This is a genomic window from Paenibacillus koleovorans NBRC 103111, assembly GCF_004000845.1.
Lineage (GTDB): Bacteria > Bacillota > Bacilli > Paenibacillales > NBRC-103111 > Paenibacillus_AA > Paenibacillus_AA koleovorans.
Genome location: NZ_BIMA01000040.1, coordinates 1 through 16,861, shown reverse-complemented (window position 1 = coordinate 16,861; position 16,861 = coordinate 1). Strand labels below are relative to the sequence as shown.

The following is a 16,861-nucleotide window of genomic DNA, read 5'->3' as shown; positions in this document are numbered from 1 at the left end:
CGGCTCAATCCCTTCGAAATGCTAAAATTCCTTCCTCCAGCTGCCGTTTTGCCGTTTCCCACAAGCGCGCCATCGCCAACAACGGATTGTGACCGATATAGTCGCGGCAAGGAGTATTGAACTCCGTATATGGCTTGCGGGCCACTTCCGTTTGCTCGCCGCCATGCGGGTGATAGAACTCCCAGATCGTTCCGGTTCTGTCGAACTGCGCTGCCGTTGCATCCAGCGCCTTTTCCAGCAATCGTTTAGCCGCATCGTGCCGCCGATACAACATGCAGCCGCGCGCCGCCCAGTACGTCATGCTATTCCAGGCGGGGCCGCGCCACATGCGCAGCTCATATTTCCCATCTCCCGGCACGACCGTTGCCAGCGGATGGGCTGAATAGAACTTGTCCGGCGCGAGCAAGTTCTCCTCGATCACTCGTTCGGCCTGCGCAACCGTCGCCGCGCCAACAACGAGCGGCCACATGCCTTCGAAGCTTAAATGCCTCACCTCCGGATGACCGACCGCCCAGCTATCGTGAAAAAATCCGGTCTCTTCGTCGAATAAACGTTGCTGAATGAAGCCGGCCAGCGCTTCCGCCTTCTTGTTGAATGTCTCGCCATCCTGGACTCTGCCAAGGATGGTTGCCCATTGTGCTGCACAAGCATATAGCGCATAAACATGGGAGGTCGCGTCCATGCAAGCAAGCAATCCGACCGTCGCATTGTCGAAGCGCACGCCATCGTCCACGCCGCTTTCCCAGCGTCTGGTTGAAATATCCTTGTAGTAGAACCCGCCGTTGTCTGCCGCTCGCTCCCTTTCGAACCAAGAAATTTGTCGAAGCAGCGGTTCATAGCAGGTTGCGATCAGCTCGTTGTCGCCGTGAGCGGCGCAGAAGTCGGATACGGCAAACGGCCAGACGGGCGGATGCCCGATCGTCATACTGAATCGGACCTGCTCACCCGACATCCAGATGACCCCGGGGACGAGACCGTTCGCGCCTTGCAGCCGAATCAAGTTGAGCAGTTGGTGGCGTGCGTGCTCCGGTTCGACGGGGATCGCGTCCAGGGTCGAATGAACGATATCCCAATGCCCGAAGGCGGGACCGTAACAATAACCGGTGCCGATTCCTTCCCAAGGGTATTCAAACGGACCTGCCGGAGGCATGGTGCTGCGCTCATGCAGCTCTGCAGTATAGTGCAGCATGGGCGCCCATTCCGGTTTGCCCAGTTGGCGGGCTTCTTGCTTCATTCGGTCAAACAATCGAATTCCTCCTAAGTAATCGATTACTACTAAAGCAATCCAGCCGGCTAGCCGTTGTTCGCTGCAGCGGCAAGCCGGCTCGGCGGCCCAAGCTATGGGAACAGCTTGTGGCTCATTTCCTCGCAGGCTTGCTTGATGACGATATGCACTCGTTGCCATAATTCGTCGGTAATACGCGCGGCGGGAATCGAGATGCTGATCGAAGCGATTGCCTTGTTGTCCGCATTGACGATCTTCCCCGCCATGCAATGAACGCCTTCCACCGTTTCGCCGAGATTGTAGCCATAACCGGTTTGCCGCACCTTCTCCAGCTCCTGCAGCAGTTCGCTGCGCTTGGCAATCGTCTTGTCGGTGATCCGCTCCAGCTCCTCCTGCGGATACAGTGCGGACAGCTCCTTCCCGGACAAGTCGGCCAGCAATATTTTTCCCGAAGCCGTCGCGTGCAGCGGGAATGCTTCGCCGGGTGCAGGCGTATAGCGCAGCGCCTGGCTGCTCACCTTTTCGCCGAGGTACAGCAGCCTGTTGCCGTTCCGCACGGCGATGGATATGGTTTCGTTCAATTCCTCCGCCATTTTGCCGGCTATATGAAAAAACTCGCCCATCAGGCTCGTATTCTGCATGTAGCGGCTGCGAATCGTAAACAGCTTGTAGCCGATGCGAAACTGTTTGCCGGACTTGTCGACTTCCAGATATCCGCGATCAAGCATATTTTGCAACAGCAAATACGTGCTGCTTGGAGGCATGTTCAAGCTTTTCGCAATTTCGGATAAGTTGTAGGTGTCCTCCCCGCCGGCGAACAGTTCGAATATATCCAGCACGCGATCCGCCGATTTCACTTTATGCCCTTTTGCTTCCACCAGATGATGCTCCTTTCATGAAACCATTCCATTCAAACGCCTTCGGATTCGGCCAACCGGAACCCCCTACAGCTGAAAGCCGCCGTCAATCGGAATGAGTGATCCGGTCATGTACGAAGAGGCATCGGACAACAAGAAGGCAGCCAATTCGCAAATCTCTTCCGGCACCGCAGAGCGGCCGAGCCAAATCTTTTTCTTCAGTTCCTCCGCCTTGGCTGCGGATACGGGTGCAGGCAGTTTGATGTCGCCGGGCACGATGACGTTGGCGCGAATGCCGTACGAGGCATTCTCCGCCGCGATGACCTGCGTCAGGAAATTGATACCCGCTTTGGCAGTGCCGTATCCGCCTTCTCCCGCTCGCGGTTTGACGCCGAGCACCGAGGACGTATTGACGATCGAGCCGCCGCCCGACTCGCGCAGCAGCGGAATGGCGTGCTTGCATACAAGGAAGGCGGAGCCGAGCGTGCCGTGGATAAGCCGGTTCCATTCTTCCAACGAGTATTGGTCGACCGGCTTGCGGTTCTGGAGATAGGCGTTATGGAACGTGCCGTCCAGCCTGCCAAACCGCCGGCTGATCGCCGCGAACAGAGCGGCAACGTGCGCTTCGTCTCCCGCGTTGCCCTGTACGAACAACAGCCGGTCTTCGCCGTAACGCCGCAGCAGCTCCGTCATGCCTTCGTGTCCGGCGGCCTCCGTCCAATCGTTGGCCGCCACGATGGCGCCGCGCTCAAGAAACAAACGAACGGCGGCATACCCGACTTTGCCGAGCGCGCCGGTGACGATAATCACTTTCTGATGCAACGCAAGCAACGTATTCATGCCGTTTCTCCTACCCTTTCAGTGAAGCGGTTGTTCGTCCGCCGGAACGTATGCGACACCCAGCTCGGGGACGGCGATCGGACGCTTGGCATACAACGACTCCATCGCCGCATTGATCATATGCGTCGTTAATAACTGGCGTTCGGTAGCACACGGCGGCTTGCCTTTGGTGACCATCTCTTCGATCAGGCAGACAAGCGTTTCAAAATGGCGATACGGCCTTTCCGTATCGGTATCGCAATACGCCGCCGTTGCCGTGCCGTCCGCCGCACGAACGGCATATGACCAGCGCGTGGCAACGCCGTCAAGCTGCGCGACATAACCCCTCGTGCCGTCCTTGTACGCCACGACGAACAGCGCCGGATCGGCGCACAGGCCGCGCGGGTGCCCGTCCGGCACTTCGGGAAGCGCCGCAAGCGCCTGGAGCATGAGCGCTTCCGGCCATTCGCCCCGTTCCATCGCTTCCCACACGGCTTCCCCTTCCAGCGCCGTTACGGAGGCAACTCCGGTTTCCGCTCCCGTTCGCCGCTCGGCCAGAGACTGCATCACTTCCATCGCGTGGAAGCCGTACGACTCGTGCCCGCCGTGGCTGACGACAAACAAGTCGCGGACGCCGCGGAGCACCGCCGGGTCATACGCAGGAACGGAAGGCGCGTACGGAATCGAAGAGCCGGCCATCAGCGCAATGCCGCGCCGCTTCACCTCATCGTAGATCCAGCGCGCCGCTCCGTCGTCGCAGGAAAAATGCTTGTCGAGAAAGATCGGCACCCGAAGGCCGAATTTGTCCAGTGCCGCCAGCGTTTCCTGCATAAACCGCAGGCGGGGATACAAGTGCTGCCGCTTCTCGTTCCACGGATACTCTCCGTGCTCGCCGATAACGACAATGCCGTCGATCGGCTGCTCCGGGTTTCCGAACGAAACCGCTTGCTCAATGGTGTCGCAAATGGCGAAACCATGCCGGGCCGCCAGCTCGCGGCTCAGGTCGTTGTCCGGCACCTGATCGGTATACAGGGAGACAAGCTTCACTTGCGGATAGTGCCCCAGTTCACCGATCAGCCGGCTTACGATGACGTCCGCATGGGCGTTCGGCCGGTAAACGGTAACAATCGCCGCTACTCGCTTCTTCGTGCTCATGGCGCAGCAAGCGAGGATATTCCATCGCGGGTCAACTGGCGAAGCAGGAACGTATTCATTCGACTTCCCCCTGTCGTTCAAAGTTTACCCTCATTATAAAAAAGGAACTTTATTCACGTCAATAAAATTTATTCACATGTATAAAAAATCGTTGACCGCGCTTCATTTTTCGTTTAGTTTTTTTGGTAAGACCCTATTATGAGTGAGATTGAGGTGATTGTATGAACCCGCTCCAACCAGTCACTCGCATGACCAAGAGGCCACGATCGATCGTGATGTGGCGGAGATTTGACCGATGAGCGCACAAACTCGCGGAACGGGCATCTGGTCGTACGCGGAGCGGCTGCCCCGCATCGCCGAGCAGCATCGCATCACGCTCGGCGAAGGGAACGCGCCGCTCGTGCGCAGCTGCCGCATTGGGCAGACGATCGGCATCCCGAATCTTTATTTCAAGCTGGAATCGCTAAACCCGACCGGCTCGTACAAGGACCGCATCGCCGCCCTGATGCTGTCGCTTGCGCGCGAGCACGGCAAAGCCGCATGCATCGGCACCACGTCCGGTAATGCCGGCGCCTCGATTGCCGCCTATGCGGCCCGGGCCGGCATTCCGTATCATGTTTATGTGCAGGAAAATATCGTGCCGTCCAAGCTGGAGCAAATTCTCGTTCACCGCGCCGAGGTGTACCGCGTGAAAGGGATGGGGTTCGACCCGCACATCGGCACGCAAGTGTTTGAAACCGTGTTGGCCCAAGCAAAAGCGAACAACTGGGAGCCTGCAGTCACCGCTTTTGCCTATGCCCCACTAGCCATGGAGGCGGTCAAAACGATTTCCTTCGAAATTCACGAGCAGCTCGGCGCACCTGATGCGGTGTTCGTGCCGGTCGGCGGCGGCGGCCTGTTCGCCGGGATCCATAAAGGCTTCGCCGAGCTGCAGACCGATGGCGCGCTCGACCGGATGCCGCGTATGGCAGCTTGCCAGTCGGCCGGCTGCGCCAATCTCGCGAACGCCTGGATGCAGGGGCTGGATAAGCCGCTACCGGGCGGCTCCACGTCGCTGATTTCGGGCATCCAGGTGCCCAGTCCGCCCGACGCCGATCTCGTTTTTGCCGCGCTCAAGGAAAGCCGCGGCAACGCCTACGCGCTGCAGGACGAAGACACCTGGCACTGGCAGGAACGGCTGGCCGCGGACGAAGGCATCTTCTGCGAACCGGCCGGCGCCATCGGCCTGGCCGGGGCGGCCCAAGCCGCGCGCGACGGCATGATCGGCCAAGAGGACAACGTCGTGATCGTCATCTCCGGCGCCGGCTTCAAGGATGTGCAGCGAATCCAGAAGATGACCGCGAGCGTCCAGGTGCCTTTTATCGAAGCGAACGGCATGTAGCCGACGAGGAAAACGAAGGCTGTCCGGAGGACCGGCTGCTTTTCCAACGAAAAAAGGAGGCCACTCGGCATGAAGGAAGTTCGACTGGGCATCGTCGGTCTCGGACGGTTCGCTCAATTGCATCTGCAATGTTACCGGCAAATTCCCGGCGCATGCGTCACGGCCGTCTGCGATATCCGCGAAGAGACGGCACGGCACATCGCCGCCGACTTCGGCTGCCAAGCTTATACGGATCCCGGTCTCATGCTGCAAAATGAAACGCTCGACGCGCTTGTCGTATTGACCCCGGAAACGCTCCATACCGAGACGGTAATGGCCGGGATCGCCGCCGGATGCGCCGTATTCGTCGAGAAGCCGCTTGCGACGGTGCCTGCAGAAGCGCGGCGCATGGTCGACGCGGCAGCCGAACGCGGCACGCTGCTGATAGTCGGACACGTCACCCGCTTCGACCCGCGCTACCTGCAGATGAAAACGGCGATCGCTAACGGCACGATCGGCCGCGTTCGCTCCATCTATGCGCGGCGCAGCGACGGTCGTCAATATTTTCACATTTATAAACGGACTCCCGCGATCTATACGCTTGGCATCCACGACATCGATCAGGTGCTCTGGTACATGGGCGAAATGCCGGTGGAGGTTTACGCCAAAGCGTCGTCTTCCGCCGAAGGCGAAGATCTCGTCTGGACGATGCTGACGTTTGCGGATGGAGCGACTGCCGTAATCGACAGCAACTGGATGACGCCAAACGGCTGGCCGGCTCACCAGGACCAGTTGACGCATGTCGTAGGCGACGGCGGCGTGATTTCGTTCGGCCATCCCGACGGGTCGCTGCGCGTGTGCACCGAAACCCGTGACGAAGTGCCTTACCTGTACGGATTGCGCGACATATACGGCAAGCTGGAAGGGCCGCTTTATTCCGAATTGGCGCACTTCATCGAATGCGTGCAGGAAGGCCGCCGGACGTCGCCGATCTTGCCTGCGGAAGACGCCCTGCGTGTTGTCCTCGTCACCGATGCGGTCTTGCGTTCGTGCGCGGAAGGGCTGCCGGTGCGGCTTGCGCCGGAGACGCCATGAAGCTGCGCGACCGCATCCATATGCTGGGCAGCGGTCTGCTCGGCATGAATGCAAGCCATGAGCTCGACTGCAACGTGTATTTGCTTGACGGCGGGGAAGCGCAAGCCATCGTCGACTGCGGCACCGGCTACGGCGTCCCGGCGCTGCTTGCAGAGCTGGAACGAACCGGCTTCTCCCCCGCCGGCGTGCGGACGGTGCTGCTGACGCACGCGCACCAGGACCATGCCGGCGGCGCTTCGCGCCTGCGCGCCGCAACCGGCGCCGCCGTCGTGGCCTCGCCGCTGACGGCCGCCATTGTAGAAGCCGGCGACGAAGAAGCGAACGGGCTGGCGGAGGCGCGGATCGCCGGTGTTTATCCGCCGGATTGCCGGCTCGACTCCTGCCCGGTGCTTCCGATCGAACCCGGCGAATGCTTGCGAATCGGCGATCTGTCGCTGGAAACGATCGCCACGCCGGGTCACAGCGCGGACATGCTGAGTTACTATTGCCCCGAGCTGAAGGCGCTCTTCTGCGGTGATACCGTGTTCGCAGGCGGTCATATCGCGGCGCTGCGGTCGCCGGATTTTTCGATGGCGGCGCTGGAGCGTTCCATCCGGCTGCTGGCGGAATACGACGTCGACGTCCTGCTGCCCGGCCATCTGCATCCGGTATTGCGCGGCGGCGGAATCGCATTAACGCAGGCGCTGGCCGCCTTCGGGCTGCCCGGCGGTCCGCCTAGCATCGTGTAGTATAAGGCTATTTCATGAAACGGAGGTGATGTCGTTATGGCATCGATGGATATTGCGGCATTCGAGCTCGGCACGCTGCCGCCAGGCTCCAAAACGAGTGTCACGCTGACATTCGGCGACGATAACGGCTTGCATACGACACTGCCCGTGCATGTAGTCCGCAGCGCTTCCCCGGGGCCTACCCTGCTCGTCATCGCGGCGGTGCACGGCGACGAGTACGAAGGCGTGCATACGGCGATCCGGCTGATCCGCGATTTGCACCCGGCGCATATTCGCGGCACGGTTGTCGTCGTCCCCGTCGTCAACATGCTTGCTTACGACGGCATCATGCGTTCGACGCCGGAAGACGGCTGCAACCTCGCCCGCGTTTTCCCCGGCGATCCGAACGGCACGATCACGCAGCGGCTTGCCTATCATCTTCGCGAGCGGTTCATCCGCCACGCCGATTTCCTGCTCGACCTGCACAGTGGCGGCACGAACTACGCCGTTCCCGAGCTCGTCGGCTACTACCATAACGACGGCTCGGAGGTCGGTCGGCGCAGCCGGACGGCGGCGGAAGCGTTCGGAATGGAGGTGCTATGGGCCCATCCGGAGGTCAATCCCGGTCGCACGTTGACATCGGCGACGGAGCTCGGCGTGCCGTGGATGTACACGGAAGGTTTCGGCGGGCGGCGCATCCGCGAAGAGGAAGAACTGCATTACCGCGAAGGGGTTTACCGGCTGATGCGGCATCTCGGCATTTTGCCGGAAGGAGATGCGGCGGGCGCCGTTCCGGACGATTTGCGCGAAGCGCTGTCCCGTCCTCCTCGGCCGGTGAAGTGGCGCATCGCCGGCGACGGGAATTTCGATTTTTCCGTCGAATCGGAGGTTGAAGGCTTCTTCATCCCGGAAGCGAAGCTGCTGGACACCGTGGCGGAAGGCGAACGGATCGGCGCCATCTACGATTGGGATGGCACCGAGAAGCAAGCGGTCATCGCGTGCGTCGACGGCGTCGTCATCATGCTGACGGGTACGCCGCGCGTCGGCAAAAACCATTTTCTCTACATGCTGACGCGAGCGGAGGCGTAACTCATGCAAACGAATTAACTGCAGGTTATAAATGGGTCTACTTGGCGGAAGCGACGGATTGCGGTGGGCATGAAGGGTATAAATGGGTCTACTTGGTAGATGAGGCGGTCGGAGGCGGGCTATGTAGAGCTCTGGCAGTTGAGGAATGCCGGGTCGCCAGGTTTAGCGGACAGGAGATTCGTTATTGTGCTTCTTTCAGCGTGTTTTGAACATTTAGCGGACACACGAGCCCTTATTCGAGTTCCAAAGTGAATAAATCGCCACTTTACGGATAAATAAGCTCATCTGTGTCCGCCAAACTCACGAAACCGCTACTTTTGTAACAAACAAGGTCATCTGTGTCCGAGAAAAAGTCTTGATGGTTGCCTCCCTGTCTATTTCATCCATTCATCCGATCGTGACAATTTGCACGAGTTGAACAAAATTCCTCAGAGGACGAGCAGAGACCTAAGTAGTAACGATAGCGTCAGCTTATTTTTCCCAGTCACTTTCTGATGTTAACCATTGCGGTTACGGTGCCGGTTTGCAGGTCTACTGTCAGCCAATCGATCGTGGCAGTCCCACCAGCACCCGGATTAAAGACCTGAAACATCACTTTCCCTGTAGTTGTCTCGCTCGAAAAGTTCACGAATGTTATACCGTCCAAGTACCCCAGCATCCCAAACTCCTGTTTGGTGTATGCTTTCGCCAGTTCCATCGCTTTTTTCTGGTCGAAGCCGCAGCCAAGCAGCAAACTCCTGCTCAACCACGGCCAATTAACCCACCTTAACAACATCCCAACCCTACTCCACTCTACGCTCCAAGCTCACGCCTCGCTGCCGGCTTCTCCGCCAGAAGCGGCAAGAGCAGCAGCGCGCCAATCACCAGCAACGCTCCGCTCATCACATAAACCGGGAATAACGTCAACCAGTCCTTCAAGAACCCGCCAGCCAACATCCCCAGCACCATCATCCCCATAAAAATCGGCGTGATCGCGCCGGAGACACGGCCGATGTAGGCCCCCTCGGTGTTTCGGAAAAGCAAGGTCTGGATGCCCACCTGGATACAGGGATAGAACAACCCGCTGATCACCTGCAACGTGAGCGAGAGCCAGATCCAGGACGAAGCCCCTACTGCGACGGTACACCCGGCACTCACCAGTAGACCGATCGCCAATAGATGCTGCGGCCTTACTTTTTTCGCGATGCCCATGATCAGACCGCCGCCTACTAACATCGCCGCCCCGTTCACCATGAGTACCCACTGTACAAAAGGTTTGTCCATCCCCAGCTTCTCCATTACGATGAAGATGAGCAGCGGCTGGATCAGTCCGGCCGCCAGACCGGCCGCAGCGAAGGTAGAGCTCAGTGTGCGAAGCGCCCGGTTGCCCGCAATGTACCGCATCCCCGCCTTCATTTCCTCCCAAAAGCTCACCTGCGCCGCACCTCCTCCTCCCCCAGCACCAGCCCAACCAGCCCCTGCAACATCACGCATCTCATCGCGAGGAAGCATAGTCAGCACCACAGCGGAACCAAAGAACAGTACGGCTGTCGCCACAAGCGATGCGTCAATCCCAAACCTCATATAGACGAATGCTCCGACAACTGGACCCAACACCGTAAAAAACGCAACCATCGACTGGGACATAGCCATCACCGCTTGCAATTGCTCCTCCGGCACATGGCGCTTATACAATTTCATCGCGGACGGCTGGGACAGCTGCGACAAGCTCGCGGAGACGAAGGAACCCACCAATAAAGGAATCCATCCTCCGTCGCGCAGCGCGATAAGTACCGCCATCACTGACAGCATGGATAGCACGTCGGTCCACACCATCGTCCGCTTCGGCCGCCAACGGTCGGCAAGCGTCCCTCCGATCAACGCGAACAGAAAGATCGGGGCGAACTCCGCCACGGAAATCAGCGATACCGAAACCGGATCGTCGTTCGTCCACTCGGTCACATAAAGCAGAATCGCAAAGTTGCGAATCCAGATGCCAAGCTGCAGCAAAACACGCGACAGCAGGATCGTCCGCACATAACGATTTTTCCACAACATCACTTTTCACCTCAATTTTTCATTTACTAATTTACTAGTTTACTAAACTACTGATTTATCATACTCGCATTCCCCAGATCCGTCAATCAGCCGAAGATAGCAACAGAATCGGAGTCCGCTACTCATATCCACGGCCCGTCCCTCATATCGTCTAGTAATCCTGTGTACAAGGGTGTGAAATAATGCCGGACATCGATTCCCCGTTTCAGTTTCTGTTGTTAGTGGGCATTTTTGTATTCTGGTCTCTCGCTTATGTGCTGATTATCTGGAAAGGCTTTCGCGATCGCACCTGCGGTATACCCTTCGCCGCCTTATGCGCCAACCTCATGTGGGAGTTCATCTATTTGTTCGTGTTCCCCCACGGCTGGCTGCGCGATCTCGGTACCGCAATCTGGCTCGCGCTCGACCTCGTCATCCTTTATTTGTTTCTGCGTTACACCAAGAACGGGCTATGGGCGTCGAACCGCTTCAAAGCGATCGTACTGTCCTTCTCCCTGCTGCTAGCCTTCCTTCTGCAGGTCGGGTTTTCGCTGGATTTCGACGATGCGGCGGGCATCTACACCGGCTTCGGCATCAACCTGATGATGTCGCTCCTGTTCGTTCGCATGGTGCTGACGCAAAGTACAACCGGACAGTCGGTCCTGATCGGCTACGCCAAAATGTTAGGCACGTTCTGCGCCTCGCTCGTCTACTATCGCTTGAACCCGGACGACTTTTTACTCAATGTGCTGTATGTCTCGATTCTGCTGCTTGATCTCATTTACATTTATTTGCTTAGCAAACGCTCGCACACAACCTAATCGGAACGCAAAAAAAACACCTCAACCCGCGGAAGCCCACTGCGTTCCACGAGCCGAGGTGATTTGGAGAAAATTAATTATGCCGCGGCATATCGTCGCCTTCGCGAGGATTGTTCTGAGCAGGATGCGCTTCGCGATTTTTGATGACTTGTGCCGCATAATTCGGATTTGTATTGTACTTGTTGCCTTCGTTGTTTTTTCTTCCTTTGGGCATGCCGGTTCACCTCCAACAGGTTTCGAACTCCTCCTTACGATCTCCCTGATCGGCTCTCCGTATGCGCTGCAAGCGACTGACACGATATTCTAGCTTCCTCTTTTGCATATAGGAATCGGCGGGCGGGAAAACCAAAGCTGGATAAACTGGCCGAGCCCGGGAGGAAGCGAAAGTGTCGAATGAGCGTCTGTCCATCTTTGCCTTAGGCGGGATAAGTGAAATTGGCAAAAACATGTATGTAATTCAATACGGCGACGACTTGGTCGTAATCGATTGCGGCTCCAAGTTTCCCGACGAGAACCTGCTCGGCATCGATCTAATTGTGCCTGATATCAGCTACTTGATCGAACACGCGGACAAAATTCGCGCGATGGTTGTGACGCACGGACACGAAGACCATATCGGCGGCATCCCTTATATTCTCAAGCAGCTGAACATGCCGCTCTACGCCACTCGCCTGACGGTCGGACTTATCGAAGCCAAGCTTACCGAACACGGTCTGCTGCGAAAGACAGAGCTGTATGAGATTGATTCCAAAACGCGCCTTACATTGGGACAGCTAAAGCTGCGCTTTTTCGCTACCAATCACAGCATTCCGGATTGCCTGGGCATCGTCATCGATACGCCGGAAGGGACCGTCGTGCACACCGGCGACTTCAAGTTCGACCTCACCCCGGTGAACGAGCAATATTCGGATATTCATAAAATGGCCGACATCGGACTCAACGGCGTCCTGGCGCTGCTGTCGGAGAGCACGAACGCCGAACGTCCCGGCTTTACGCCGTCCGAGCGGCTCGTAGGCGAGCATCTCGAGGAAGCGTTCCGCCGTGCGACGGGCAAGCTGTTCATCTCGACCTTCGCCTCGAACGTCCATCGGCTCCAGCAGGTGATCGACGCCGCCTTCAAGACGAACCGGAGGCTGGCGCTAGTCGGCCGAAGCATGGTAAACGTGGTAACGATCGCCTTGAATCTCGGCTACCTGCGCATGCCGGACGAGATGCTGATCGACCCGAGCGAGGTCGATCATTACGCTCCCGAGCAAGTGGCCATTCTATGCACCGGCAGCCAAGGAGAGCCGATGGCCGCATTGGCACGGATCTCGAGCAACAACCACCGGCAGATCGGAATATTGCCCGGCGATACGGTCATTATCGCGGCTACGCCGATCCCGGGCAATGAGCGCAATGTCGCCCGGATCGTGGACAATCTGTTCCAGCTGCGCGCGAAAGTCGTCTACGGCTCGGGCAGCATGACCGGCATGCACGTCTCCGGCCATGCGAGCCAGGAGGAGCTGAAGCTGATGCTGACGCTTATGCGGCCGAAATATTTCATCCCCATCCACGGAGAATATCGGATGCTGCATCAGCACTCCTGGCTCGCCCAATCGGTTGGAGTGGCGACGGAGAACATATTCGTCCTGAGCAATGGCGATGTCGTCGACATTCAGAACGGCATGGCCAGCCAAAGCCGCAAGGTTCCGACCGGAAACACGTTGGTCGACGGGCTTGGTATCGGCGACATAGGCAATATCGTGCTGCGGGACCGCAAGCTACTGTCGGAGGACGGTATCCTGATTGTGATCGTGACGCTCAGCAAAAACGACAACCAGCTGCTGTCCGGGCCGGATGTGATTTCCAGGGGATTCGTCTATGTACGCGAGTCTGAGAAGCTGATGGAGGAAGTGAACCGCCTCACCCTCAAGACCGTAAATCATTGGTTGGAGTCAAACACGAACCAGAGCGGACTATACAAGCAGACGCTGAAGGACGTATTGGGCAAATATCTCTACATGCAGACGAAACGAAGACCGATGATCGTACCGATCATGATTCAAGTTTAAAACAAAAACCGTCCGGCTCCCCAAAGGGCCAGGACGGTTTTTTTTGCATACCACCCGCTTATTTGCCTTGCTTCTTGGCAAGCAATGCCGCCAAACGATCCATCAACTCGCGCGCGCCTGCTTCCATGCCGGAATTCACGACGGCGTCGCGTACTTCTACGGAAGGGAACAGCGACACTTCCGTAAGCTTCGTCATGCCGCCAGGCGCATCCTCGAAGGTGATGGTGACGAGCCCGATGGAATCCGGGGCTCCTTCGTATTCAAACGTATGCACAAGAAGCTCAGAAGCTCTGCAAGTGTGATACACCCCATTGAAGCAATGTTCCCCGCCGCTCGGATCGCGCTGGATGTACCGGAAGACGCCGCCTTTCTTCACTTCCATCTGGTCGACGACTGTCGTCAAGTAAGCAGGGCCATACCAGTCGGGAACCGTCGTTGGATCGGTGTAGACGGAGTAGACGAGATCGCGAGGGGCGTCGAAGACGCGGCTCGTTAAGATTTCTTGAGTTCCCGGTTCGGCTGTAATAGTAGTGGACATGTTCATTCTCCTTTTTGTTCGTTTAGTTTTTGTTGTTTTACTTTTTGTAGTAGTGCGTCGAATCGGTCGTACTGTTCTTCCTTCACCTGGATGAACGATTTCGCCCAATGGTCCAGCTCGATGAAAGGCTCCTGCCGCAGCTGGAATATACGCCGATTGGCATCGGCTTGCACTTGTACGATGCCGGCATCCGCCAGCACACGCATGTGCTTTGACGATTGCGGCAGGCGCAGCCCGAGACGTCCGGCGATTTCCCCCAGCGTCAGCGCCCCTACGTTGCGAAGCAGTTCGATGATGTTAATCCGATTGGGCTCCGCAATGGCGAGTAACGTTGCAGCGTCCATGACAGCCTCCTTTCTAAGCCGACAGTGGTTGAATCCCGATTGCTTGAACTCAATATACCATATAAGGAATATTCCTTCAAGTGAAATTTCTTTATCAGGAAATTTCTTTATACAGAAACTTCTATCTTTCCTTGTCCTTCAGCTTCCGAATCGCGGCTACGAGCCAAATCAACAACGGAAACCCCAGAGCGTAAGGAATCGAATAGGCAAAATCGATCTTGGAAGCAAACTTCATGAAGTACGCGACATCAGGATAAACGACGATCGAGAGCACGATTAAGAGAATGCCGAACGGCAAGTTCAACGAACGGGTATCCTTCAGGCCGAACACTTCTGCGAACGACATAACCCCGGCATAGTAACTGATCGTCAGCTTGAAATAAATCGTAATGAACCAGATGCCGGCCATCACGACCTCCACCCGTTCCAAAAAGTTGCCAATGCTTATTTTTTTCGCCAAACTATAGCTCGGGTACATCTGGGTAGCGGTCAAGTCGACGCCTAACACCAGAATGGACAGTACCGAGATGATTGCGATTAACACCCCTCCAATGCAGGTCCCGATCCAGAACGCCTTGCGCGCTTTGGCCACACTTGAGACGAACGGCAGGAACATGAGCATCACGATTAATTCCATATACGGAGTGCTCCACAGAGGGATCGCCGCTTCGACTATCGGTGCTACTCCTTGACTGAACACCGGTCTCAAGAAGTTGAAATGGAACTCGGGCGGCAACAGCACAACCATGATCAGGAAGAACATCATCGCCCATGGGAAAAAAATTTCAGCCGTCCGCGTGAATGTCTCCAACCCGCTGCGCACCCCCATAATCACGACCAGCAAAAAGATGACATGGATGAAGTGAATCGGGGTGTTCGTCAGCACCTGGGTCGTCAAAAAATCGCCTTTTTCTTGCTGATATATTTGGGCCTAGAGAACAAACTCCATAGCGGAAAGCGGAAAATCGTATCCTTCTGATCTTCCACTACGAACGGAGCGACCGGTGACATGTAAGGCACTCCGAAGGAGCGCAGGCTGACCATATGCTGCACAATCGCCAGTAATCCTACTGTTACGCCGAACAAGCCGAATGTCGCAGCGAAAATCATGAGGATGAATCTCAATATTCGAATCGAAATCCCCATACTGAACGAGGGAATGACGAAATTGGAGATCGCCGTAATGGCCACAACGATGACCATCGCCGGCGAGACGAGCCCGGCATCTACCGCCGCCTGCCCGATTACAAGCGCCCCCACGATGGATACGGCTTGCCCGACAGTCTTGGGCAATCGAACGCCGGCTTCTCGCAAAATCTCGAACGTTATCTCCATGATGACCGCTTCGATGAACGCCGGGAACGGGATCCCCTCGCGTTGAGCCGCCAAGCTGAACAGGAGCGAGCTCGGCAGCAGCTCTTGGTGGAACGTCGTGATGGCGATATAGAGCGCCGGAGCCAGCAGCGAGATGAACAGACACACGTATCGCAGGATCCGGATCAAACTCGCGAATTCGGCCCGCTGGTAATAGTCTTCAGCGGACTGCATGAACTGGACGAACAGCGCGGGGACCAGGAGTACGAACGGTGTGCCGTCGACAACGATGGCAATCCGGCCTTCCAGCAGCCCGGCTGCGATTACATCGGGGCCGCTCGCTGTTGTACATGGTCGGGAACGGAGTGAACGTCTCGTCCTGGATCAGCTCCTCGATATTGCCGCTCTCCAGAATGCCGTCGATGTCGATGCGCGATAGCCGGAGGCGGACTTCCTCGACGATTTTATCGTTGGCTATACCATGGAGATAGAGATAGCCGACTCGCGTCTGCGTCACGACGCCGATGGTAGACGACTCGAGCCACAGGTCATGAGAACGAATGCGTTTGCGGAGCAAGGCGACGTTCATGTCCATCGACTCCGTAAATCCGTCTCTCGGCCCGCGCACGACCGATTGGGTGTTCGGCTCCTCAATGGAGCGACAGTTGTCCCCCGCGGTATCTGCAACCAGACCCATGTCCGCTCCATCGAGCAGCAGGACGGTGTCACCCGCCAGCATACATTTGAAGACATCGGAGAAATCGGCAATTCGCTTCTTGGCGATGACCGCAGGAATTTGGTTGGCAAGCCATTCCATCGGCTGTTTCCGGACCGCTTCCGCCGGTTGATCCAACAGCGTGTTCCAATCTTGCAACAGCGCTTCCTTCACCTTCTCTTGGACGGTGGAGGAATCGGCCATCCCGGAGAGATACATATAGCCTAGTCGAAGCGTAATATTCGGCCGCTCCAGGCGGAGCTCCGCCGCTACCAAATCCGTGCTGTTCCCGAACGACGTCCAGATTGTGTTCAAGTTGGACTCGAGCCGATGGGACAGCCGCTCATGCGGGGGTGTCACAGGCTTATGGTTGTCTGGACCGTCGGTCCGCTTTCGTTTGCGATTGAACAGGTTTTGGAGGATTCCCATTTTTGTCACCTTCACACCAATTCGTTCCAACTAGCATGCCCTCGATCTGAGAGATTATGAGCTTCTAGGGCCGAGTTGGAGGAGGAGCGTTCAGAATCCGCACCCCCGGATCCGGTCCGGCTGTTCAAGCCGATACCGCAAGCATCGTGATGCTTAGTATAAGCCCGGCCCAACCAAAATGGGGTTGTTTTCATGATTTCATGTTCATCCCTTCCTGCTTTTGAGTTGGTTTGGGTCCCAGGAACAGTGTAGACGGACGATGTAGACATGGTTTAGCGAGGTTGTCGCCGATTTGTAAATAAGAAAAACCATCAGGGAAGATC

At 57.0% G+C, this 16,861-nt stretch carries 16 protein-coding genes and 1 pseudogene; 6 read left to right on the top strand and 11 right to left on the bottom strand.

Annotated features, from left to right (window positions below):
- Positions 1-4: 4 nt before the first annotated feature.
- The 4 genes from PKO02S_RS15105 to PKO02S_RS15090 all read right to left on the bottom strand — a co-directional run bounded on the left by PKO02S_RS15105 (position 5) and on the right by PKO02S_RS15090 (position 4,137).
- Complete coding sequence (locus PKO02S_RS15105; RefSeq protein WP_164821469.1) at positions 5-1,246, bottom strand: MGH1-like glycoside hydrolase domain-containing protein; 1,242 nt, start codon at positions 1,244-1,246, stop codon at positions 5-7.
- Between the two features lie 92 nt (positions 1,247-1,338).
- Positions 1,339-2,103, bottom strand: a complete 765-nt coding sequence (locus PKO02S_RS15100; RefSeq protein WP_246067035.1) for an IclR family transcriptional regulator — start codon at positions 2,101-2,103, stop codon at positions 1,339-1,341.
- 66 nt (positions 2,104-2,169) lie between these two features.
- Entirely contained in the window at positions 2,170-2,922 is a 753-nt protein-coding gene (locus PKO02S_RS15095) for an SDR family NAD(P)-dependent oxidoreductase (RefSeq protein ID WP_127584227.1), read from the bottom strand.
- 18 nt (positions 2,923-2,940) lie between these two features.
- Positions 2,941-4,137: a hypothetical protein gene (locus tag PKO02S_RS15090; RefSeq protein WP_127584225.1), complete on the bottom strand. Its 1,197-nt coding sequence runs from the start codon at positions 4,135-4,137 to the stop codon at positions 2,941-2,943.
- 214 nt (positions 4,138-4,351) lie between these two features.
- On the opposite strand from PKO02S_RS15090, the gene PKO02S_RS15085 reads away from it, so the two are divergent.
- From PKO02S_RS15085 to PKO02S_RS15070, 4 genes are all read left to right on the top strand, one after another.
- Positions 4,352-5,437, top strand: coding sequence for a threonine synthase (locus PKO02S_RS15085; RefSeq protein ID WP_127584223.1), 1,086 nt, complete (start codon positions 4,352-4,354; stop codon positions 5,435-5,437).
- 69 nt (positions 5,438-5,506) lie between these two features.
- Positions 5,507-6,511, top strand: coding sequence for a Gfo/Idh/MocA family protein (locus PKO02S_RS15080; RefSeq protein WP_127584221.1), 1,005 nt, complete (start codon positions 5,507-5,509; stop codon positions 6,509-6,511).
- Positions 6,466-7,239, top strand: coding sequence for an MBL fold metallo-hydrolase (locus PKO02S_RS15075; protein ID WP_164821468.1), 774 nt, complete (start codon positions 6,466-6,468; stop codon positions 7,237-7,239). The genes PKO02S_RS15080 and PKO02S_RS15075 overlap by 46 nt, the downstream gene beginning before the upstream one ends.
- Positions 7,240-7,275: 36 nt before the next feature.
- Positions 7,276-8,307, top strand: a complete 1,032-nt coding sequence (locus PKO02S_RS15070; protein WP_127584217.1) for a succinylglutamate desuccinylase/aspartoacylase family protein — start codon at positions 7,276-7,278, stop codon at positions 8,305-8,307.
- 484 nt (positions 8,308-8,791) lie between these two features.
- On the opposite strand, the gene PKO02S_RS15065 is transcribed toward PKO02S_RS15070, so the two are convergent.
- Positions 8,792-9,082, bottom strand: a complete 291-nt coding sequence (locus tag PKO02S_RS15065; protein ID WP_127584215.1) for a hypothetical protein — start codon at positions 9,080-9,082, stop codon at positions 8,792-8,794.
- A 17-nt stretch (positions 9,083-9,099) separates the two neighbouring features.
- On the bottom strand, positions 9,100-10,341 hold the full coding sequence (locus PKO02S_RS15060; protein WP_127584289.1) for an MFS transporter: 1,242 nt from the start codon (positions 10,339-10,341) through the stop codon (positions 9,100-9,102).
- A gap of 185 nt (positions 10,342-10,526) precedes the next feature.
- Between PKO02S_RS15060 and PKO02S_RS15055 the strand changes: the two genes are divergently transcribed.
- Positions 10,527-11,144 (top strand): transmembrane-type terpene cyclase, encoded by a 618-nt coding sequence (locus tag PKO02S_RS15055; RefSeq protein ID WP_127584213.1) that lies wholly within the window; start codon positions 10,527-10,529, stop codon positions 11,142-11,144.
- Between the two features lie 73 nt (positions 11,145-11,217).
- Here PKO02S_RS15055 and PKO02S_RS32400 read toward each other — a convergent pair whose 3' ends face one another.
- Positions 11,218-11,358, bottom strand: coding sequence for a hypothetical protein (locus PKO02S_RS32400; protein ID WP_164821467.1), 141 nt, complete (start codon positions 11,356-11,358; stop codon positions 11,218-11,220).
- Between the two features lie 232 nt (positions 11,359-11,590).
- Between PKO02S_RS32400 and PKO02S_RS15050 the strand changes: the two genes are divergently transcribed.
- The gene (locus PKO02S_RS15050) at positions 11,591-13,198 is read left to right on the top strand and encodes a ribonuclease J (protein ID WP_246067038.1); all 1,608 of its coding nucleotides are present in this window, start codon (positions 11,591-11,593) and stop codon (positions 13,196-13,198) included.
- Between the two features lie 58 nt (positions 13,199-13,256).
- Here the strand turns inward: PKO02S_RS15050 and PKO02S_RS15045 are convergent, their stop codons facing one another.
- The 4 genes and pseudogenes from PKO02S_RS15045 to PKO02S_RS33890 form a co-directional block, all read right to left on the bottom strand.
- Positions 13,257-13,736, bottom strand: coding sequence for an SRPBCC family protein (locus PKO02S_RS15045; protein WP_127584209.1), 480 nt, complete (start codon positions 13,734-13,736; stop codon positions 13,257-13,259).
- Positions 13,737-13,738: 2 nt separating this feature from the next.
- Complete coding sequence (locus PKO02S_RS15040) at positions 13,739-14,080, bottom strand: ArsR/SmtB family transcription factor (RefSeq protein ID WP_127584207.1); 342 nt, start codon at positions 14,078-14,080, stop codon at positions 13,739-13,741.
- A gap of 121 nt (positions 14,081-14,201) precedes the next feature.
- On the bottom strand, positions 14,202-14,978 hold the full coding sequence (locus PKO02S_RS15035) for a GerAB/ArcD/ProY family transporter (protein WP_164821466.1): 777 nt from the start codon (positions 14,976-14,978) through the stop codon (positions 14,202-14,204).
- Positions 14,975-16,538 (bottom strand): annotated as a pseudogene (locus tag PKO02S_RS33890) (spore germination protein). The gene PKO02S_RS15035 and the pseudogene PKO02S_RS33890 overlap by 4 nt, the downstream one beginning before the upstream one ends.
- Between the last annotated feature and the right edge of the window lie 323 nt (positions 16,539-16,861).

Bases quoted from the DNA above. Each gene is read 5' to 3' on its own strand.
- PKO02S_RS15095 (WP_127584227.1), bottom strand. From the start codon at position 2,922: ATGAATACGTTGCTTGCGTTGCATCAGAAAGTGATTATCGTCACCGGC.
- PKO02S_RS15085 (WP_127584223.1), top strand. From the start codon at position 4,352: ATGAGCGCACAAACTCGCGGAACGGGCATCTGGTCGTACGCGGAGCGG.
- PKO02S_RS15080 (WP_127584221.1), top strand. From the start codon at position 5,507: ATGAAGGAAGTTCGACTGGGCATCGTCGGTCTCGGACGGTTCGCTCAA.
- PKO02S_RS15070 (WP_127584217.1), top strand. From the start codon at position 7,276: ATGGCATCGATGGATATTGCGGCATTCGAGCTCGGCACGCTGCCGCCA.
- PKO02S_RS15065 (WP_127584215.1), bottom strand. From the start codon at position 9,082: ATGTTGTTAAGGTGGGTTAATTGGCCGTGGTTGAGCAGGAGTTTGCTG.
- PKO02S_RS15055 (WP_127584213.1), top strand. From the start codon at position 10,527: ATGCCGGACATCGATTCCCCGTTTCAGTTTCTGTTGTTAGTGGGCATT.
- PKO02S_RS32400 (WP_164821467.1), bottom strand. From the start codon at position 11,358: ATGCCCAAAGGAAGAAAAAACAACGAAGGCAACAAGTACAATACAAAT.
- PKO02S_RS15050 (WP_246067038.1), top strand. From the start codon at position 11,591: ATGTATGTAATTCAATACGGCGACGACTTGGTCGTAATCGATTGCGGC.
- PKO02S_RS15045 (WP_127584209.1), bottom strand. From the start codon at position 13,736: ATGTCCACTACTATTACAGCCGAACCGGGAACTCAAGAAATCTTAACG.
- PKO02S_RS15040 (WP_127584207.1), bottom strand. From the start codon at position 14,080: ATGGACGCTGCAACGTTACTCGCCATTGCGGAGCCCAATCGGATTAAC.